Origin of the sequence: Marinobacter sp. (assembly GCF_040904845.1) — a bacterium.
GTDB lineage: Bacteria > Pseudomonadota > Gammaproteobacteria > Pseudomonadales > Oleiphilaceae > Marinobacter.
The window spans coordinates 22,161-41,472 of sequence record NZ_JBBDSR010000043.1; the positions used below are offsets into that span (position 1 = coordinate 22,161).

General features: G+C 55.9%; 18 protein-coding genes. 7 read left to right on the plus strand and 11 right to left on the minus strand.

All coding sequences use genetic code 11. The annotated features are described in order from the left end of the window. Nucleotides 1-54 precede the first annotated feature (54 nt). Complete coding sequence (tmpT, locus tag WD429_RS04735; protein ID WP_368421024.1) at nt 55-708, minus strand: thiopurine S-methyltransferase; 654 nt, start codon at nt 706-708, stop codon at nt 55-57. Between the two features lie 76 nt (nt 709-784). On the opposite strand from tmpT, the gene WD429_RS04740 reads away from it, so the two are divergent. Together WD429_RS04740 and WD429_RS04745 are read left to right on the plus strand one after the other, a co-directional pair. Beyond that, entirely contained in the window at nt 785-1,717 is a 933-nt protein-coding gene (locus WD429_RS04740) for a D-2-hydroxyacid dehydrogenase (RefSeq protein WP_368421025.1), read from the plus strand. Nucleotides 1,718-1,772: 55 nt separating this feature from the next. Then, on the plus strand, nt 1,773-3,092 hold the full coding sequence (locus tag WD429_RS04745; protein WP_368421026.1) for a YihY/virulence factor BrkB family protein: 1,320 nt from the start codon (nt 1,773-1,775) through the stop codon (nt 3,090-3,092). Between the two features lie 20 nt (nt 3,093-3,112). On the opposite strand, the gene WD429_RS04750 is transcribed toward WD429_RS04745, so the two are convergent. The 4 genes from WD429_RS04750 to WD429_RS04765 form a co-directional block, all read right to left on the minus strand. Then, the gene (locus WD429_RS04750; protein WP_368421027.1) at nt 3,113-3,943 is read right to left on the minus strand and encodes an HDOD domain-containing protein; all 831 of its coding nucleotides are present in this window, start codon (nt 3,941-3,943) and stop codon (nt 3,113-3,115) included. A gap of 308 nt (nt 3,944-4,251) precedes the next feature. Next, complete coding sequence (locus WD429_RS04755; RefSeq protein WP_368421028.1) at nt 4,252-5,481, minus strand: DUF445 domain-containing protein; 1,230 nt, start codon at nt 5,479-5,481, stop codon at nt 4,252-4,254. A gap of 268 nt (nt 5,482-5,749) precedes the next feature. Then, nucleotides 5,750-6,484 (minus strand): 16S rRNA (uracil(1498)-N(3))-methyltransferase, encoded by a 735-nt coding sequence (locus WD429_RS04760; RefSeq protein WP_368421029.1) that lies wholly within the window; start codon nt 6,482-6,484, stop codon nt 5,750-5,752. Nucleotides 6,485-6,486: 2 nt separating this feature from the next. Next, the gene (locus tag WD429_RS04765) at nt 6,487-7,836 is read right to left on the minus strand and encodes an adenosylmethionine--8-amino-7-oxononanoate transaminase (RefSeq protein WP_368421030.1); all 1,350 of its coding nucleotides are present in this window, start codon (nt 7,834-7,836) and stop codon (nt 6,487-6,489) included. Between the two features lie 192 nt (nt 7,837-8,028). Between WD429_RS04765 and WD429_RS04770 the strand changes: the two genes are divergently transcribed. Further along, nucleotides 8,029-8,517, plus strand: coding sequence for a DUF2505 domain-containing protein (locus WD429_RS04770; RefSeq protein ID WP_368421031.1), 489 nt, complete (start codon nt 8,029-8,031; stop codon nt 8,515-8,517). On the opposite strand, the gene WD429_RS04775 is transcribed toward WD429_RS04770, so the two are convergent. Next, nucleotides 8,512-11,751, minus strand: a complete 3,240-nt coding sequence (locus tag WD429_RS04775; protein WP_368421032.1) for a type I restriction endonuclease subunit R — start codon at nt 11,749-11,751, stop codon at nt 8,512-8,514. The genes WD429_RS04770 and WD429_RS04775 overlap by 6 nt on opposite strands. 207 nt (nt 11,752-11,958) lie before the next feature. Here WD429_RS04775 and WD429_RS04780 point away from each other — a divergent pair, with 207 nt between their 5' ends. The 4 genes from WD429_RS04780 (at nt 11,959) to WD429_RS04795 (ending at nt 15,399) form a co-directional block, all read left to right on the plus strand. Beyond that, nucleotides 11,959-13,713, plus strand: coding sequence for a type VI secretion system PAAR protein (locus tag WD429_RS04780; RefSeq protein WP_368421033.1), 1,755 nt, complete (start codon nt 11,959-11,961; stop codon nt 13,711-13,713). After that, nucleotides 13,710-14,288 carry a DUF2931 family protein gene (locus WD429_RS04785; RefSeq protein WP_368421034.1) on the plus strand — a complete coding sequence of 193 codons (579 nt, stop codon included), beginning with the start codon at nt 13,710-13,712 and terminating at the stop codon, nt 14,286-14,288. The genes WD429_RS04780 and WD429_RS04785 overlap by 4 nt, the downstream gene beginning before the upstream one ends. A gap of 7 nt (nt 14,289-14,295) precedes the next feature. Further along, a complete protein-coding gene (locus WD429_RS04790; RefSeq protein ID WP_368421035.1) occupies nt 14,296-14,889 on the plus strand; it encodes a hypothetical protein in 594 nt (197 codons plus the stop codon). A 72-nt stretch (nt 14,890-14,961) separates the two neighbouring features. Continuing rightward, complete coding sequence (locus tag WD429_RS04795; RefSeq protein ID WP_368421036.1) at nt 14,962-15,399, plus strand: ABZJ_00895 family protein; 438 nt, start codon at nt 14,962-14,964, stop codon at nt 15,397-15,399. Nucleotides 15,400-15,479: 80 nt separating this feature from the next. Here the strand turns inward: WD429_RS04795 and WD429_RS04800 are convergent, their stop codons facing one another. The 5 genes from WD429_RS04800 to WD429_RS04820 form a co-directional block, all read right to left on the minus strand. Further along, entirely contained in the window at nt 15,480-16,037 is a 558-nt protein-coding gene (locus WD429_RS04800) for a hypothetical protein (RefSeq protein WP_368421037.1), read from the minus strand. A gap of 32 nt (nt 16,038-16,069) precedes the next feature. Continuing rightward, entirely contained in the window at nt 16,070-16,987 is a 918-nt protein-coding gene (locus tag WD429_RS04805) for a hypothetical protein (RefSeq protein WP_368421038.1), read from the minus strand. Then, entirely contained in the window at nt 16,980-17,564 is a 585-nt protein-coding gene (locus WD429_RS04810) for a hypothetical protein (protein WP_368421039.1), read from the minus strand. Before WD429_RS04810 ends, WD429_RS04805 begins: the two co-directional genes overlap by 8 nt. Before the next feature lie 311 nt (nt 17,565-17,875). After that, entirely contained in the window at nt 17,876-18,241 is a 366-nt protein-coding gene (gene yafN, locus WD429_RS04815; RefSeq protein ID WP_368421040.1) for a type I toxin-antitoxin system antitoxin YafN, read from the minus strand. Between the two features lie 170 nt (nt 18,242-18,411). After that, nucleotides 18,412-19,312 (minus strand): restriction endonuclease subunit S (locus WD429_RS04820; protein WP_368421041.1); only part of this gene is annotated, 901 nt, incomplete at its 5' end.

Here is a 19,312-nt window from a genome sequence, read left to right on the forward strand (position 1 = left end):
TGGTGTTTTGAAAAACGGTACCCCTCGTAGTCGCCGATCCCCCAAAGCCCGGGGCTACTTTTTAACAAGCCGAAACACACTCTCCGTAGCCCCAGCCAGCCCCTTCCGCTTAGTAAACGGATGATCCTTAGCCAAAGTGTTGGTCAGAATATGCTCAATCTCGTAGTCGTCAGAATACAGCGCCCGCACCTCGTCGTCGCTGACGTTGAACGGCGGCCCCTTGATCTCGGTGTCGTAGTCCAGGGTGATCAGCAGGATGCGGGTGCCGTCCGGAATAACGGCGGTCAGATGCTCCACGTAACCCTTGCGCATGTTCGGCGGCAGGGCGATAAGCGCGGCGCGGTCGTAGACCAGGCGGATGTGCGTGAGGTCATCGGGCACCAGCTGGAAGAAATCGCCGCACCAGAGTTCCAGGTCGTCGTGTTTGAACCGGTTGAAGGGCTCGCCGGGACGCACCATGGCTTTCTCGCCGGCCTCTTCGAAGAAATCCTTACAGGCAATGTCGCTGAGTTCCACACCGATGATGGAATGGCCACGGTCGTGTAGCCACCACATATCGTGGGCTTTGCCGCATAACGGAACCAGCACCGCCTCCTTGCCGGTGCCGGCCAGTTCCGGCCAGTGGTCGTGGAGGTACTGGTTGATTGTGCCCTCATGGAAGCCGATTTCCTTCTTCGCCCAGCGTTCGTGCCAGAATTCGTGTTCCATCGTCTGCCCACCCTTTCGATTGGAGGTTTGTTTCAGTCTACCTTAATCTGTGACTTTCTTGGTGAAGGAGAAACGAATGAACGCTGTGTTCCTCGATGCGGATACGCTCGGTAACGATGTCGACCTTACGTCGATTGAAAGCGTCACCGGCGCGCTGGTGAAGCACGACAAAACGCGGCCAGATCAGGTGGCAGAGCGGATTCGTGGCTTTGATACCGTGATTGTGAACAAGGTCGTGCTTGGGCGTGAACATTTTGAAGCCAGTCCGGAGCTCCAGACCGTTGCCGTTGTCGCCACCGGTTTGAACAACATCGATCAGGCCGCTGCGAAAGAGCATGGTGTCCGGGTGATGAACGTTACCCACTATGGCCGTTCCACGGTGGCACAGCACACCATGGCGCTGATGCTGGCGCTGGCGACGCGGCTGGTGGATTACGATCGGGATGTGCGGGCAGGGCGGTGGGCCGGAAGTTCCATGTTTTGCCTGATGGATCATCCCATCATGGAGCTGGAAGGGCGCACGCTGGGGATCATCGGCTATGGGGATCTGGGGCGGGGTGTTGCCGAGCGGGCCAAAGCGTTTGGCATGAAGATAGTGCTGGGCGCTCGCCCCGGGCAGGAACGCGGAGACGTGGACGGTTACCCGCGGGTGCCACTCGATGAGCTGCTGCCGAAGGTTGACGTACTGTCACTACACTGCCTGCTGACGGATGAAACCCGTAACCTGATCGGTGCCGATGAACTCCGGAAGATGAAGCGTGATTCGCTGCTGATTAACACCTCTCGCGGTGGCCTGGTGGATGAACAGGCGCTGGCGGATGCACTGAGGACCGGTCTTATCGGGGGTGCCGGCTTTGATGTGCTGACCGAAGAGCCGCCGCGTAACGGCAACCCGTTGTTGGCTGAGGACATCCCCAATCTGATTGTGACCCCGCATTCGGCCTGGGCCAGCAGGGAGGCGCGTCAGCGGATCGTGGAGATCACCGCCCGAAACCTCTCAAAGTGTTGAAACTTCTGGCGAACCGCCCATACTTTGGGCACGACACAATGAAACAGGACGTTATGTGGCTTCCTTTCAGTTGAAAGAGCGGCTCGACGCCGCGGAAACATGGATTCTGGCAAACCCGAACCCACCGGAGCGCTGGCCCTGGACCTGGCTTTATAAAGCCGCCCGCAGCCTTTACGCGCTGGTGCGGGATGTCATCAGTGGCAATCTCACTCTGCACGCCATGAGCCTGGTGTATACCACGCTGCTCAGTATTGTGCCCTTGCTGGCGCTGAGCTTTTCCGTGCTCAAGGCGCTCGGCGTTCACCAGCGCATGGAGCCCTTCCTGTATCAGTTCTTTGAACCCATGGGGCCGCAGGGCATTGAAATTGCGGAACAGATCCTGGGGTTCGTCGACAATATGAAAGTCGGCGTTCTGGGGTCTGTGGGTCTGGCGCTGCTGGTCTACACGGTGGTATCACTGGTGCAGAAAATCGAGCGATCCTTCAACATGATCTGGCGGGTTCCGGACATGCGTTCGATGGCCCAGCGTTTCAGTAACTACCTCAGTGTCATCATGGTGGGGCCTCTGCTGATGGTGTCCGCCATCGGCATCACCGCGACCATTTTTTCCTCCAGCTACATGCAGACGCTGATGGCGATTGAGCCGTTCGGGTCGCTCATCGTGGGCCTGAGCCGGTTTACCCCATTTTTGCTGGTGGTGGGTGCGTTCACCTTCGTTTACGTGTTTATCCCCAATACCCGGGTCAAGCTTCGCTATGCGTTTATCGCAGGCGTGATCGCCGGGGTGTCCTGGCAGGCCGCCGGCATGGCGTTCGCCTCCTTCGTGGCGGGCTCCGCGAAATATGAAGCGATCTACTCCAGCTTTGCGATCGGTATCTTCCTGTTGATCTGGACGTATCTCAACTGGATGATTTTGCTGCTCGGGGCGAACCTGGCGTTCTATCTGCAGAACCCCGGGTCCGTTGCCAAGCGTCAGCAGGTGAGGTTGTCACCGGAATTGCAGGAAAAGGTCGGGTTGGCGTTGATGTGGATGGTGGCCAAACCGTTCAGCGAGGGCAAGGCCGCGCCTCAGCAGGAATGGCTGGAACATCAGTTGCGGGTGCCGGGGGACATTACTCGGAGTATCAGTGACAAGCTGATACGCGCCGGGTTCATTACCCTGGCAGGCGGTCAGGGCGACCGCCTGGTCCCCGGGCGGGCACTGAATCTGGTCACTGTGGGAAATGTACTGGATGCCATCCGTAGTGACGAAGACAGGGTGGTGGATCGTTTGCCACCGGTGTTACCGGACAGCCTGCGTAGAAGCACGCCGGATACGCATTCGGTCACCTTTGCTGACCTGCTTGATGTGAACAAGGCACCCGCCGGGAGCTGATGCCGCATAACCTGCCCCGTTCAGGGGCGAGATCGGTCGCCGCCATCCAGCATCTGCAGGATGGCCTGCCGCACCCGCTGAAGTTGCTGCTCGTCCAGCTGGATAACGGCACTCAGGTGTTCTTCGGCCATGTTGCGTTGATGGGCGTGACGCAGCACTTCGCGGGTGCCAATAATCATGCCGTCGTTAAGGGGCGTGTGTGTTTGCCCCGGGGCAGGGCGTTCCGCGGCCAGCAGGTAAGCGTGGTACTGGGGCGGCAGATTCCATTCGTTGGCCAGCAATTGCGATACGGGCCATTGATAGCGGGCTAGTGCCTGGCGGATCACCGCAGGCTCCGGTTCCGCGCCTGCGGCACGGGTGCGGTAAATGCGCTGTAACTCCCGTCTCAACGTCATATAAGACAGTGCCGGCAGCAAACCCAACATGAAATAGGCGCTGGTGTCCTGGCCCTGAAGCCGGGCAATCAGCTCCGCCGAGCGTGCGCACGCCAGTCCCCAACGCCAGGCTCGTTGGGCGAACAGTGCCTCGCGGCTGTTGCGGGCAACCATCATGGGGCGCATGACGGCGGCGGAAATGACGTTGCGGATGCCATCGATGCCCAACACAAAAATGGCCTGGTCAACGGATTCGATCGGATGGTCGCCCGGGCGGAAGTAGGGGCTGTTGGCAATCTGCAGTAACTGATCGGTCAGCGCCGGATCGCTCAGAATGATGTCACTCAGGCGGTGTCGGTCAGACGATTCGTCGGAGATAGCGCGCATCAGCATGGGCAGCGTTAGCGGCTGGCGCGGAAGTTCGTCGATGGATGAGGTGCTCAACCGCTCGCCGAGTTGGTCCAGGGCGTTCGACATTCGGGGAATGTCCGCTTTCAGGATGGCGGGTGATGAGTCGAGGAGCCAGCAAAAAAGGTGCTCCTCAAGGCGGTGAACCAGCTCATCCCCCTGCTCGAGAGTTTCTGGGTTCACGCTAACGGGATTGAAGAGTCGTGATTCGGGCGAGGGCGTTGTCGACCCGGAGGACGAAAAAAAATCTGATATCCAGGAAAAGAAGCCTGGCATCCATTGCCTCCGGGTTTCATCAATCGCTAAAAAGTACGTACCTGTTTGCGGTCAGTATAGTGAGGCTGCCTGCGGATGCACAGAAAAAGGCATACAGAAGTTTAAAACACGGTTCCACCGAAGACGAAGACCAACTGCCCGACACCGGCCAACATTCCCAAGAATGCGCCTACCAGTATGAGCTTGATTTCGTCTTCCTGAAAGCAGGGTCGCAGCAGGTCCTGGAACTCCTCCGATGACAGCGCGATCATCCGCTCCACCATGATGGATTCCACCGCCCGCGCCCGGTCTTTCTCGAACATGGGGTTGTTGAAGGACGACTGGGAGATCTCTATCGCCTTTTCGCCCACCTTGTTTTTGAGAGTGGCGAAGCCGGTCGGGCCAAAAGCCATCTGGGTGAGGGCTTTGCCCATGCCAGCGGTTTCATCCACAAGCGGTTTTATGTGCTTTTTCACCATGTTGCGGGCGCGATCGCCTTTGGGGCCCTCGATGATGGCGTTGATGATGTTACCGACCGTCAGTATTTCGTGGGTGACAATGTGGCAGAAGGATTCGGCCACTTCGTTCTGGCGTTTGAGGAACAGTCCCTGAAGCCGGAAGGGGCCGATTTTCTTTTCGTGAAGCGGCCGGAAGATCACGTTCAGGGCAATCCAGTTGGTGGCGTAGCCTACCAGCAGGCCGAAAAACGGCAGTACCCACCAGCTCTGGTAGAAATACCACACGGCCATCTGGATCAGGCCGAAGAGGAAGCCGAAATAGAGGCCGGAGTTGACGATAAAGCGGAATTCGACTTCGCCACATTCGAGGAAGATTTTGTTCAGCAGGCGTTTATCCTTGGCCAGGCGGTCGATCACCATGCCTTTGATGTCGAGCAGGTCTTCGATGTTGTTGGAGATGTCATCGACCAGGTTGTCCACCAACTGCGGTGTGGCTTTGCGTACGCGTTCGTAGACCATGTTTCGCGCCGAGGAGGGCAGATTTTCCCAGAAGGTGGGGTATTCGTGCAGCATCATTTCGTCCACGTATTCTTCGATGCGGGGATCGGCGTTGTGGATGATGTGAGCAGCGAGTACTTTGGGGTCGATTTGCTGGAAAATTTCGTCAACGGTGCCGATTTTGGAGATGGTGGCGTCTACGCTGATGGCGGCCATTTTCCGGGCTTTGGAGGGAATAATGCCCTGCCAGCCCAGTAACGGGGGCTTGCCGATGAATTCCAGCGGGTAAAAGGTCATTTTGATGGCGAGCCAGTTGGTGGTCCAGCCGATCAGGGCGGCAATCACCGGGATACTGAGGTATTGCCAGAATTCTGGGTTGGTAAACAGGCTTGTCATCTGGTGCTCGCATTTTTTTCGTTGTTGGTGTTTTGGTGCCTGCTGCTTGACGGGGCGGGCTCTCCAAAACACGCTCAAGCGCAGCCATGCGGCGCTTGGGCTCCGCCATCCATGGCTCCGCACAGTTTTGGAGAGCCCGCCCCGTCAAGCAGCCCAAGCTACGGAACGGCCCTCAACGGCTTTAATTCTCGACAAGGATAATGTTGTCGGGCCTTGTCTGTGTCAATGACTGATACGCCAGATTGCGGCGGCGGCTCAGTCGGTTTACTTAACCGCCGATATCGCCCCACAGCCACTGGCACAGGGCAATGGCCGCCACCGGGGCGGTTTCGGTTCTCAGTACTCGCGGCCCCAATGCCACGGGCAGGAAGCCGGCACTTTCTGCCGCGCTGATTTCGTCGGCGCTCAATCCACCTTCCGGGCCGATCATTAAGGCAATCCGGGCAGGTCTGTTCATGGAACCCAGAGACTGCTCGGTGCGGTGGTGAAGCACCAGTCTCAGATCGCAACTTTCGGTGTGATCGAACCACTCATTCAATGCCATGACCGGCGCAATCTCGGGTACCCGTGCCCGGCCGCACTGTTCCGCGGCGCTGATGGCGACGGATTGCCAGTGCCGCAGGCGCTTGTCTTCCCAGTCGCCTTTTAGCTTTACGTCGCAGTGTTCGGTGTTCAGTGGGACGATGCGGGTGACCCCCATTTCCACCGCTTTTTGCACGGCGTAGTCCATGCGGTCGCCTTTGGAGAGGCTTTGGCCGAGAACAATGTCCAGCGGGGATTCGGTGGTGTTGGGGGTTTGCCCGGCTACCTCGATCTCGACCTGCTTTTTGCCGGCACTGAGGATGGTGGCGGTGTAGTCGTTGCCGTCACCGTTGAACAGCCGCAGCTGTTGGCCGGGCTGCATGCGCAGTACCCGGCCAACATGGTGCGCGGCGTTGTCGTCGAGCGCGGCGGCTGTCCCTTCGGCCAGAGGGGAGTCGGTGTAGATTCTGGGGGTGCGCATGATCAGTCCCTGACGGCAATCTCGATGCCTTCGGTGGCGACCTGGCCCAGATGGCGGATCTGGTCTTCGGTGATCACGTAAGGCGGCATGAAGTAGAGCACGTTGCCCAGTGGGCGCAGCAGGGCTTGGCGGGTCAGGGAGTGCTTGTAGACTTTGATGCCGCGGCGCTCCTGCCAGGGGAAAGGCGTTTTGTCGGCTTTGTTTTTGACCATTTCCACCGCCAGGGTCATGCCGTGCTGGCGGATGCCGCCCACGTTGGGGTGGTCGGCCAGATGGGCAACCGAGTCGGCCATGCAGGCAGACAGGCGTTTGTTGTTCTCGATCACGTTGTCGTCGCGGAAGATGTCCAGGGTGGCCAGGGCGACGGCGCAGCCGATGGGGTTGCCGGTGTAGCTGTGGCTGTGGAGGAAGGCCCGCATGGTTTCGTAGTCGTCGTAGAAGGCGTCGTAGACTTTGTCAGTGGTCAGCACGACGGACAGCGGCAGATAGCCGGCGGTCAGGCCTTTGGACAGGCACATGAAGTCCGGGGTAATGCCTGACTGCTCGCACGCGAACATCGTGCCGGTGCGGCCGAAGCCGACGGCGATTTCGTCGGCGATCAGGTGAACGCCGTATTTGTCGCAGGCTTCACGCAGTTTGGTGTGGTAAATCGGGTGGTGCATGCGCATGCCGCCGGCGCACTGGATCAATGGTTCGACCACCACCGCACAGATTTCGTCGTGCTTTTCGGCCAGCAGTTTATCCATCGCCTCGAACTGGCGCAGGGCATAGTCTTTGTCGGTTTCGCCGGCTTCTTTATACCAGGCATCCGGTGATGGCGCGGTCAATACTTCCATCAGCAGTGGCTGGTAGGTGTCCTTGTAAAGCGCCACATCGCCCAAGGCTAGCGCGCCGAGGGTTTCGCCATGGTAGCTGTTGCTCAGGTTGACGAAGTTCTTCTTGTTCGGCTTGCCATGATTTTTCCAGTAGTGGAAGCTCATTTTGAGTGCCGCCTCAATGGCTGAAGAGCCATTGTCGGCGTAGAAACATTTGTTGAGCCCCGGCGGGGTGACCTCGATCAGACGTTCGGACAGATTGACCACGGGCTCATGGCTGAAACCGGCAAGGATGACGTGTTCCAGTTTGCCGATCTGGTCCTGGATGGCGGCGTTGATGCGCGGGTTGGCGTGGCCAAACAGATTGACCCACCAGGAACTGACGGCATCGATGTAGCGGTTGTTCTCAAAATCTTCCAGCCAGACACCTTCGCCCCGTTTGATCGGGATCAGTGGCAGGGTTTCGTGGTCTTTCATCTGGGTGCAAGGGTGCCAGACGGATTTGAGGTCCCGTGCGACGAGATCGGCGTTGCGCATTAAAAAGTCTCCTGTCAGCCCGGTAGGGAATACGGCTGCGGGTAGCGGATGAATCAAAAGGGCACCCATGATACTTGGCCAAGGGCATGGTCGGCTAGTGGCTGGCCACGCAGCCATCAGCGCCTGACCAGCCGGCCAATGTTCGCGCATCCGGTCCCCGTAACAATTGAGTCATCTTGAATGGAGGCCACTATGGAACTTGAATTAAAACATCCCTACGACGCGGGCCTTGAGCATGTGCTCGGCACCTTCTTCGATGAGAACCGTATCATCGAGAAAAACCGGAAAATGGGCGCGCGCAACGTGCGCATTGCGGAACTCAAGCGCGATGATCTTTCCGCCAAACTGGTGGTGGAGCGCGAGATGATGACCTCTATCGCAGTGCCAGGCGTGCTGGCCAGCTTCCACCGGGAGTGGAATCAGGTGCGCCAGGAAGAGCACTGGTTCCGCAAGGACGACGGTGAATGGCATTGCGAGTTCCGGGTGCGGGTTGACGGCGTGCCGGCGAAAATTCAGGGCATCATGAAACTGTCCGGCTCACAGCAACGCTGCACCAACGAAGTTACGCTGAACGTGCGGTGTGACGTACCGCTGCTGGGTAAGAAAGTTGCCCGTTTTCTGGCGGAAGATTCCCGCGCCAAAATAGAACAGGAATACAGCGTTATCCGCGAGTTGCTATAGGCTGGCGGTGCGGTACTGCTTGAAGTTCTCGGCCTGCTCGAAAATTTCCTTGTAGACTTCGTCCCGGTCAACCGGTGGATAGCCGTGCTTACCCAGTAGCAGGATCAGGTCTACCTTGAGCTCGGCCTTGATGTCATCCCGCTGGTTCCAGTCGGTGTATTTGACCTTGTCATCGACGACCACCTTCACTGCCTCGGCGAGTGGTAACAGCTTTTCTTCCGGGTAGGTGAAGTCGTATCGGACGGTGAGGTCTTTCAGGATGTCGTAAAAGGCTTTTACTTCGAGGTCGATTCCCAGGTCGGCAAAAGAGCCCACCTCCTGTTTCAGAGATTCGATCATCTGCAGGTAACGATCAATGATCGCATCGGTGAAATCCTCAACGACCTCACCGCGGAACACGTCATCCTCTTTGCGTTCATTGTATTTTTCGACCAGCGCCTGAAGCTGTTTTGAAAAATCCACGCCCCGGGCTTTGTTGACCCGCTTGAAATCTTCGATGGCCTTTGCCAGCAGCTGCTGCAAGAGCTTGATTTTGGTGTTGGGCAGTTTGATCTTTTCGATCCTGGCGAGGTAGTCGTCATCGAAAATGTTTCTCGCCTCGGCATTGTCTTCCCCGAGTTTGAAGATTTCCTCGACGCCATCGGCCTTCAGAGCTTCGGTCATCATCTCCCGAACCCGGGCATTCATCTGGGCGGTGTCTGGGGCATGTCCCCGGGTGAGCTTGAAGACAATTGAGCGAACCGCCAGATAGAAGTGAATCCGGTCACGCTCGGCCTGGGTTACGCCCTCTGAACCACTGCAGATGTCATAAGCCGCCTTCAGACGTTTCACCAGCGCCATAAAGCGCTTTTCAATCTTGTCGGTAAGTTGTGCGTATTCGGCGGCCCGGTTCAGGCAATTCAGCTGCTCCACCGGGCTGCCTTCAAAATACCGGGTGGCGTCGAACCGGTGGAACAGCTTTTCCAGCAGATCCAGGTGGTCTTTCACCACAATGACGGACTGCTCAATCTCCTCGATATACTGCTGATCGGCCTTGTTGTAGTGGGCCAGGGCCAGGTTCATCTGCTTCTTAATGCCGATGTAGTCCACCACCAGGCCCTTGTGCTTGCCCTCGAATTTGCGGTTGACCCGGGAGATGGTCTGGATCAGGTTGTGGCGTTGTATCGGTTTGTCGATATAGAGCGTGTCCAGAAATGGCACGTCAAAGCCCGTCAGCCACATATCCACCACAATGGCGATCTTGAAGTTGGACTTCGGGCTCTTGAACTGACGATCCAGCTCTTTGCGGTGGTCTGAGGTGCCCAGCATGTCCCAGAGCGGCTTTGGGTCATCCTTGCCGCGAGTCATGATGAGTTTGATGCGCTCCATGGGCTTGATGTCTTGACGGTCCTTGCTGGACAGACTGGCCCCGGGCTCGCACACCAAAGCCTCGTTCCAGTGTGGTCGCAGTGCGATCACTTCCTGCCAGAAAGCATGGGCAATTTCCCGCTTGCTGCACACAAACATGGCCTTGCCCTTCACCGTGGCGGCTTCTTCCACACGTTGTTCGTAGTGGTGCACAAAATCTTTTGCCAGCGCTCGCAGCCGGTCCGGATCACCCAGAATCAAGCTCATATTGGCACTGGCTTTCTTGCTCTCTTCAATCTGATATTCGCTGGCACCGTCGTCCGCACATTTGTCGTAGTAGGCTTCGATGTCCTGGAGCTTTTCATTATCCAGAATAACCCTGGCAGCGCGGCCTTCGTAAACAATCGGAACGGTGATTTCGTCCTTCACCGACTCGGTCATGGTGTAGCTGTCCACCACCTCGCCGAACACATCCAGCGTAGCGTCGATGGGGGTGCCAGTGAAACCTACATAGGTGGCGTTGGGCAGAGACTCATGCAGGTATTTGGCAAACCCGAAGGTGCGCTTCACCCCCTCGTCGGTGACCCGGACTTTCTGTTCCAGATTCACCTGACTGCGGTGGGCTTCATCGGAAATGCAGATAACGTTATAGCGATCGGTCAGCAGTTCGGTGTCTTCAGTGAACTTGTGAATGGTGGTAAGGAACACGCCGCCGCTGGTGCGGCCTTTCAGAAGATCTCTTAAATGGCTGCGGCTTTCCACGCTGATGACGGTCTGGTCGCCGATGTATTCTTTGGCGTTGGTGAACTGGCCCGAGAGCTGGTCGTCCAGATCCGTGCGGTCGGTGATCAGTACAAGAGTGGGGCTTTCAAACTCCACGCTTTTCATGAGCAGGCGGGAGAGGAACAGCATGGTGAAACTCTTGCCGCAGCCGGTGGCTCCAAAGTAGGTGCCGCCTTTACCGTCTCCCTCCGGTTTGCGATGCGCCAAAATGTTGCGGAACAGTTTGCCGGCGGCATAGAACTGTGGGTAACGGCAGACAATCTTTTCCTCCCGGTGGGATTTGTCCGGAAAATAGATGAAATGCCGGATCACTTCCCGCAGCCGGTTACGGTCGAACAACCCCTCAATCATCGTGTGCAGAGCATTGATGCCGTCGTGCTCAATGGTTTCGTCACCGGTCACTTTTCGCCAGGTGTAAAAATACTCGTAAGGCGCAAACAGCGAGCCGAGCTGGGAATTCACGCCATCGCTGATCACACACAGCGCGTTGTATTTCATCAGCTCAGGAATGTCCCGGGCGTAACGGATGGTGGGCTGTTTCCAGGCATCGTGGATGGTGGCGTTTTCGCGGATGGCGCTTTTGAACTCGAAGACCACCAGGGGCAGGCCGTTGATGTAGAGAATGGCATCGGGGATGCGCTTTTCCAGCCCCTCGATCTCCAATTGATTGACTACCCGGTAGAGGTTGCCGCCCGAGTGGTAGCCCTCGCCATCATCCGCGATAAACGTATCGACCTCTCCGGGCTTTGGAGCGCGTTGCTCCGGTAATCCGGCGTAGTCCAGAAGCTGGATATACAGATCTTTCCGGTCCGGGTCTTCCCGCTTCAGCAGAAAGCCATCCGCCACCCACTTGTGTATGGTTTTGTTGGAGGCATACAGGTCTGCGGCAGAGAGTGAGTCCAGCCGGTTGATAATGGCGTTGATTTCACTGTTGGTAATGCCGTCGGTGGCATAGCGGGAAGCGAGGAAAGAACGCAAGTCATCACGGATCAGCACATCCGCCGGGGCCCGGGAGAGAGAAGGGCCGGGTGTATACGGAAACCCCTGTTCACCCAGCAGGGCGATGATGGCCTGTTCCAGTTTGTCCTCAGTGAACTTGGGCATTCCCTATCCTTACTGCGCGATCTGGCGTCCCGTGGGTGGCTTATCTGTATGGTTGATTAGCATGTTACCTGATTGTAGCCATTTTTTGCCCGCTCGCCGTTATCGTATTGTGAAATCACGTAATTTGGCCCGCGGCCCGCTTCGGTATAAAATGCGGCCACTTTCTATCGGGGCCAGGATGGTTCCGGAAAACGCAAAGGACGCGATATGAGTAAAGCGATTGTACTTCTCGGAGACCTGGGCTCCGAGCACGAAGGTTTCCCGCCTACACCGGTGATTGCCGGTTCCCCCGATGTGCTGATTGATGGCAAGCCTGCCGCGAGAGTGGGTGACCCGCTGGCACCTCACTCCAAACCCAAGCACCCGCCGCATCCCCGAACGATTGCTGCTGGCTCCTCCACGGTCATGATTAATGGCAAACCGGCTGCGGTGACGGGCGGTGCGATTTCTTGTGGGGGTGTGACTATAGGTTCTGGGTCGGTGATTATTGGTGATGCTTACACTCGTGCACCGTTCTCGGGCATTCCGCAGATGAGTTCGGATTCATCTGGATTGAAAACCAGGGGCGGAACGCACTCTGAAGGTGCTCGCCTACCGGGCGGAGTCACCATCGAAAGTGGCTCTTCAGGAAACGGCACCAGCGGGATCATGGAGGCCCTTAATGGACGGGAATCATTGCGGGGCCAAGGCAATAGGTCTGATGGGAGCAATGGGACAGGAGGGCGAAGCGTTGCCAGGAGACGTTTGCGAATAGGCGTCTTTTTCGATGGCACCGGTAACCACAAAGACAATGACCGCCGCCTGACCGATCGTGACGTGACCAATGTTGCAAAACTGCATGACCTTTACGACCGCACGGAAAGTCTGGACCGAATTTACGTTGCAGGCCCGGGAACCACTGAAGGACAAGTGACTGAGGATGGGGTCCATGCGCCCAGCGACCTTGCGGGACTGGCTCTAGGAATTGGAGAACATGGCGGGCACAGCAGGATACTGTCTGCTGTACAGCAAGTACGTGATTTGCTCAAAGTGAGGGAACCCACAGAGTTAGAGTTGGATGTTTTCGGATTCAGTCGTGGTGCTGCGCTCGCCCGCTACTTTGTGAACCTTGTTAACGAATGGCCGGCGACGTTGATGTTTCCAGAAATCAACGGCCCGGATCTTTTTGCGCCGGCCATTAAATTGTCCAACGTGAAGACATTTCCCGCGGATGTAAAAGCGCGCGTCAGATTCGTTGGCCTCTTCGACACCGTGGGTAGTTTCTACTTACCAGGTAATGACCGTAACCTTGACTTCAATCTTCACCTCGGTGCCGAAAGCGCCGATCATGTCGTGCATCTGACCGCGTATCACGAAATCCGGAAGAACTTTCCGCTGTCCAGCATTCGAGGAGCGTCTGGATTGCCTGCGAATTTCATGGAGCAGTCTCTGCCAGGCGCTCACTCTGACGTTGGGGGCGGTTATGAGAACCCGGACAAAGACATCCGTAATTTCGAGACTTTCCCCGTTCGGGTTTTCTCAGGCCATGGTGGTAACACACGAACCATCCGAATCGCCCAGGAAAAAATCGCCGCGATGAATGAGTCGGATTCAAGGAATATACAGGCACGAGTTGTCGGGATGGATGTGATTGCCGAGGAGCGTAGACCAACTCGCAAAGAGCTGGCCATTTACTCGCTTCACAAAATGTATACATATGCGGTCGATGCAGGGGTCCCCTTGGTAGAGATCACAAAAGAGCAGCCAGAATTTGGCCTCCCCGAACATCTGGAGCAAGCCATTAATGATTGGAAAGCTGATGGGGCGGAACTCTCTGCGGCCAGACAGTACCTGGCCGGCTACATTCACACCTCTCATCGGGCGGGCAGTATTGCTCACGGGCCTGAGTCATCAGGAGTGCGTAGGCGATTCCTTAACAAGCCGCACCAGGCTATTTCAGCTGCAACTGGAGTCGAGTTGTGATTCGGAAATTCATTGTCATCCTGGCATTCACCATTTTGAGCAGTGCCTGCTCCTCCGATCAAGGCAGCTACCCCTACACTATTGCCGTGGCCGGGGGGCCAACGGGGTGGCCAATCTGGTTAGAGGAAATTGTGATGAATGACGCCATACACATTCCGGGTGGAATCAATGGCTATGGATTTGACCAGGCGCCTCCAAATGGCAGCAGAGTCATTTTGGGCACCAGCCCTGTGCCGGCCAGAATTGATGCTCGCTGGTTTTCCCATCGAACTCTCGACTTTTATAAAGCCTCTATTTCAATGCCAGATGAGTTTCACGAGCAACTAGAAGGGTGGTATCAGCGATATCCACCCCCAGAGTTTGGTCATTACTTCATTATTGGGTTCTCTGGTAAAGGAGAAGTGACGGTCTGGTGGCGGGCAACGTGTTTGTCGTGTGACAACGAAGCAGCAGATGATTTTACGGAGCAGATCGTATCGAATCGACAAGCCGACAAAGTAGCGGGGGATGCCGAGGAATATCGGGCGCAAGTGGAGCAGTTTGTCGATAAAGGCACCTTCACTTCTCCGTGGTGACGAACAGTTGGGATTTATGAAAGCAAGGCAACGAAAGCTATGTTTGATGGTGCTTTTCGCGATGGTCAGCATTTCGTCCGAGGCGCAAACATACGAGTACACCGTCATCGTTTCAGGGGGACCCTCCAGTTGGCCGATCTGGGCCGAAGAAGTAACACTGAACGGTGACCGTAGAATACAGGGTGGGGCCATCAGCTATGGTTATGAGCAAACGCCCCCGACCGGTGGCCGAGTTGTTATGGACCCGGCACCGGTTCCGCATCTAGTTGAAGCCCGTTGGTTCTCTCACAGAACGCAAAAATTTTACGAGGTCTCGTTACCTATGCCAGAAGAATTCAGTGAGACCGTTGCCAAGTGGTTTGAAGATTACCCGACACCAGGCTACGGGCATTACTTTATTGTTGGCTTCTCTGGTAAAGGAGAGGCACTGGCCTGGTGGCGTGCTTCGTGCAGAGATTGCACGGGAGATGAGAATTCCGGTTTTGCTGTCCCGGTAGTAGAAGCATTTCCCGCTGAAACTGCAGAGGGTGATCCATCTGGCTACAACGCGCAGGTGCAGTATTATATCGAAAAAGGGGTCATCCCGGCTCCCTCCAGATAGGTCCTGCAGCAGTAATCTCGCGAAACAGAAAGTTCCGTAATTCAACAACTGAAGAAGCAAGGAAGCTTAAACATGATTGCCAAAACTATCCTCAACTTTACTGGCCTGTATGCAGCTCTTCAGCTCTGCATTGTTACAATCGGTGAGGTATTCAACATCGAGATGAACTCCGGCGTACAGATCGGAGCGATGATCGGTGCCGCCTATGGCGCGATGGCCGTGTCGGTTATGGCGTTTGGACGGGCACCGACTTTTCGGGAGAACTGGATAATGTCCGTCTCTGTGAACATAAGTGCGTTGATCGTCTCGTTAGTTTCCCTAATAGCAATGCTGTTTGTCTCCGCCAGCGCCCCGCCGATTGATGAGTTCATGACATTTACCTCAGAGCTTCCAATGGGCGTATTGATGATCGGTTTTGCTTTTGCATTTTTATTGCAGACCCTCGTGTGCCTACTGATCTTTGGCAAGGTGGCGCGCCGCTATCTGGAGAGGGTGACCCCGCCACAATGAGGCAAAATCGGCAAGTCGATAAGAGGCCGAAACCGCTGTTGCCCGTGTAGGAGCAGCCCGGCAGCGGGCAAAAGAGCAATCTATCCTTTAACTGTTTCCAACAATTCCCGTATTGCCCGCTTGGGCCAGACACAGCCTTTCATGCCCTTCACTGTACAGGGCCGCTCTGCTAACCAGGCACCGGTGCTGTGCGGTGCCAGGTCGCTAATCGAGAGATTGTCATACCAGATCTGATGCTCCAGATCCTGCTTCATCTGATTCATGGTGGCCTGCACCGAACGGTCGCATTGCGAGTCGCAAACCAGCTGGGAAAGTGCGCTTGCGGCAGCCTCCATATGCGCTTCATTGGCACCGGATTTCAGCAGGGTGTTCATCACAGCATCCTGAAACCACCAATCCAGCTCCGCGAAGTCCGGCTTTGTGAGGCAGGTTGCCAGTACCGGAAAACGCGTCGCGTCATGAATGAACAACACGCAGTTCCGGCGCTGGATGGTGAGCAGGTTCGCGTGCCAGTTGCTCAGAGGGCTCTCGGCCTCATCGTTGGCTGCTTGCGGGTGCAAGGCTTTTCTCTTGAGCCGACCGGTCGCATCCAGTGGCAGTTTTGCCAGCAGCTTTTGGGTGCAGTGGAGGCGGATCATTGGTTTCGGGATTTGGAATCTGCTGACATTGCTCACGAGCGGGGGGAAATCTCTGATAGTGCAGTGAGCGTATAGCGCGGCTGCCCCCGTCCAACCTGTATGATCTTTAGTTTTACCGATGCAGGCTTATGCAACCACTCGCGATTAATGAGATCCGGATCTTCAACCGCCGGGTCAATCTTGCCTCGGATCAACGTCTCGTCAGGTGAGCATTTGAATTCAAACGATCTACCTGTCGGGAGCACACCTTGAAACTCGCCTTGAAAAAGGTCTGTTGTCTCACGGATGTTGTCATCTTTCAGCCGCAAGCTTGATTCCTTGATTTGGTCGTAATTCTGGTAGCTGAAAGTCCTCTCGCCGAACTCGAGGGCGCACCACGCGTGTTGCTGAACCAGCAAATCAAGAAAATCATGCACTTTTTTGACTGAGCGCGGGTGAATTTCGTCGATAAGCTCTGCAACGTCGTCGTCGCTGCCGGTTGCGGCTAGCCGGAAAAGCGATTCGATCTTTTCCAATGTGCGTGTTGGCGCTGCCAGTTCCGGAAAAAGCTCAGACTCCTGAGAGGGTAATTCGAACTCGAACCCAAACGATCCGATAGCCGTTCCGGTTATCAGCAACTGGTGTTTCTCTTTATTCGGGAGAGGGCCGATGTGTTTGAGGTTCTCTGCAAGACCCGCAGCAACCGCGACAAAAGCATCAGAAAATGCGCCGGCGGCTTTAGCGCCAAAGTCTGCCGCGATGCCATGACTACCGAGAACGGGCTTTCCTCGAAACGTCAGTCTGGCCTTTTGCTCTTGAGCTGGCTTCTCCACTTTCTCCAGCTTGGCTTCGACGGAGCGGAGGCGGGCTTCCAGGCTCATGCGCTCAATGACATGGTCTTGAGGAATGTCGGCAAGCAGAGACTGCAACTCCAGGGCTTCGGAGCTCAAAGAGATATAGGCATTAACCATGATCTACACCTCCCTTATCAACAATAAACTGCCTGGCGAAAGCGTCATCATCCGGTGCGAGGCTAATCTGAACAAAACCTTTCCAGAGGCCATCTCGCCGATGCGACCACATGCTGTACCAATAGGCTATCTGTCTGACGATGAATGATGTTGAAGGTTGCCCCAAGAACGAAAAGTAAGCATCGACATTATAGTCTGTTTTGACTCGGTGATGATCAAACAGTGCAGGTGCCCGTTTGAGCAGCGTGGCTTGCGTCTCGCCGTCGGGTAATTGTAAAAACGAGACCACGTCAACGTCGCGTGGTGGGCGCTTTTGTGTCAGTTCGACCCGCTCAAGAAAACTGCCGTCGAGCCACTGGAATCCGGTAACCAGCCCTGCATTGTGCAGTTCACGTCGAAAATCCAGAAACCCGTTAAGAATGTGGCACCTTTCCTGAGTTGTCCCAAACTGCTCGCAAAATTGCCCGAGTCCAACTTGATAGGGTGAGCGGTCTGGGCTGGCACCGTCGACATCCGGGCGAATGGGTGGGACTACGCCTGAACTCGTCCATTCAGGTACAACTCCCTGTATCGTCATATAAATCCCTTTTTCTTTCCATGTTTTTCGTCAGGGTAGCGCAAGCAAGGGACTATAGAAAGCAGAGCGCCTCGTTGTTATTGCCCCTAATGAGACGGTGGCGCTCTTGAGGAACTTGTAAGTAATCCTTACACGTTGCTCCTTCGTCGAGCCCCGCAAAGTCCGTCTTGGTCAGGCAGATTGCCAGTAAGGGAAAGCGGGTGCTGTCGTACACGAACAGAACACAGTTGCGGCGCTGGATGGTGAGGAGGTTGGCGTGCCAGCCACTTAGAGGGCGCTATGATCGGAGCTAATAAACGGACCGAAATCTTTCAGCCACCTGGCCTATGCGGTACATCACCTCCAAAAATTTCGGGGGAATGTCCTGTCGACTTGCATTCCCTGAAGTCTTCCACCAGATCCTCAGGCTTGGCCTCTTCCAGGGCTTTAGCGCCGCGCTTGCAGTACTCGGCCAGCTCGGCCCCGGCTGGCCGAAAGCGGCCGCGAAACACCCGGGCTTCCTCCTTGTCGCCGATCAGTTTCATCATTTCTTCAAAGAGTTCTGCACCGATCATGTAGCCCGCCGGCTTGTTATGGCTCAGAACGGCAATGGGTTGATCGCCAAAGTACTGCGCAGGATTGTTGCGTAACGCAGAGATGCTTACGGATTTCTCCGCCAGAATGGCGTGAGTTTCCATGACGAACCCTCTCTATAATAACCGTGATAATTTGTGCTCAAATAACTGCACAAAATATTGTGCAATTTAATGATCATTTTAATGTCACTCTTTGGCTTTGTCAAAATAGAGAGTGCCGGGTCGAGATGGATTTTTCGACCCGGTTTTCCTGGCCTTGGGTGGACTCTGTTTTAGAGGGCTTCCGCAACCTGCTTTTCCGCCTCCGGCACCCGGAGTTCGCCGGAGAGGAGTTTGGGGAGGAGGGTGTCGCGCAAGTCCATGAGCGTACGACTTTCATCTCGCAATGATTTACACCGGGCGAAGATACCCTCGATATGCGCAGCGTAATGGTCTACGGATACTTTCGGTGGAACCGTTAACCGCCTTGCGTAAACGACATTCCGATTGACTCCGGGAACAGCAGAATCTGCGCCCATAGATTTAATGTCTACAAGCTGCAAAGCCTGATAGATCCAGTGAAGCGGAAGATGTGACTTATTAACAACGAAGAAGACTGTATCAATAGGGAAGCAATCCTCTTCCACCCAATACAGGGAGCCGACGGTGCCTTTTCTCCCAACAATAACACTCGGCCCCTGAACAAGATGAGTGTTGTGGTAACCCGATAATCCTCCAGAACCATAAACAGGCACATTCCCTTCTATGCGTTTGGTTGCGGGCAGCGATTTCCCGTAAGCGAGTTCTATTAACGAACCGAGTGAGCCAACTTCCCACCCCTCCGGGACCCACCCCATTCCCTCAGTCAGCACAAACCGGTCCGGAAACTGCTGGCGGATGTGGTCAGGCAGGGGCTTGCGCTGGTCGCCGAGGGCGGCTCTGGATTCGGCGCGGGCTTTCAGTTCATCGGGGATGGGGTTGCCAGCGGCCAGGGCGTTGTCGATCACCGGGTCGAAGTCCACGAACCAGCTTTTGAACAGGGCCTGGACCATGGATTCGAGGGTGGTGTTGATTTGGTGGTTCAAATCTATTTTTTGGTCGAGTGTGCCGAGAATATTCTCTATACGCTTCTGGATCAGAAGGGGTGGGAGATTGAGTTCAAATTTCGAGCAATCGCCGACCCGTATGTGGCTC

Coding starts and splice junctions, on each gene's coding strand:
- tmpT (WP_368421024.1), bottom strand. CDS start 708: ATGGAACACGAATTCTGGCACGAACGCTGGGCGAAGAAGGAAATCGGC.
- WD429_RS04740 (WP_368421025.1), top strand. CDS start 785: ATGAACGCTGTGTTCCTCGATGCGGATACGCTCGGTAACGATGTCGAC.
- WD429_RS04750 (WP_368421027.1), bottom strand. CDS start 3,943: ATGTCGAACGCCCTGGACCAACTCGGCGAGCGGTTGAGCACCTCATCC.
- WD429_RS04755 (WP_368421028.1), bottom strand. CDS start 5,481: ATGACAAGCCTGTTTACCAACCCAGAATTCTGGCAATACCTCAGTATC.
- WD429_RS04760 (WP_368421029.1), bottom strand. CDS start 6,484: ATGCGCACCCCCAGAATCTACACCGACTCCCCTCTGGCCGAAGGGACA.
- WD429_RS04765 (WP_368421030.1), bottom strand. CDS start 7,836: ATGCGCAACGCCGATCTCGTCGCACGGGACCTCAAATCCGTCTGGCAC.
- WD429_RS04770 (WP_368421031.1), top strand. CDS start 8,029: ATGGAACTTGAATTAAAACATCCCTACGACGCGGGCCTTGAGCATGTG.
- WD429_RS04775 (WP_368421032.1), bottom strand. CDS start 11,751: ATGCCCAAGTTCACTGAGGACAAACTGGAACAGGCCATCATCGCCCTG.
- WD429_RS04780 (WP_368421033.1), top strand. CDS start 11,959: ATGAGTAAAGCGATTGTACTTCTCGGAGACCTGGGCTCCGAGCACGAA.
- WD429_RS04795 (WP_368421036.1), top strand. CDS start 14,962: ATGATTGCCAAAACTATCCTCAACTTTACTGGCCTGTATGCAGCTCTT.
- WD429_RS04800 (WP_368421037.1), bottom strand. CDS start 16,037: ATGATCCGCCTCCACTGCACCCAAAAGCTGCTGGCAAAACTGCCACTG.
- WD429_RS04805 (WP_368421038.1), bottom strand. CDS start 16,987: ATGGTTAATGCCTATATCTCTTTGAGCTCCGAAGCCCTGGAGTTGCAG.
- WD429_RS04810 (WP_368421039.1), bottom strand. CDS start 17,564: ATGACGATACAGGGAGTTGTACCTGAATGGACGAGTTCAGGCGTAGTC.
- yafN (WP_368421040.1), bottom strand. CDS start 18,241: ATGGAAACTCACGCCATTCTGGCGGAGAAATCCGTAAGCATCTCTGCG.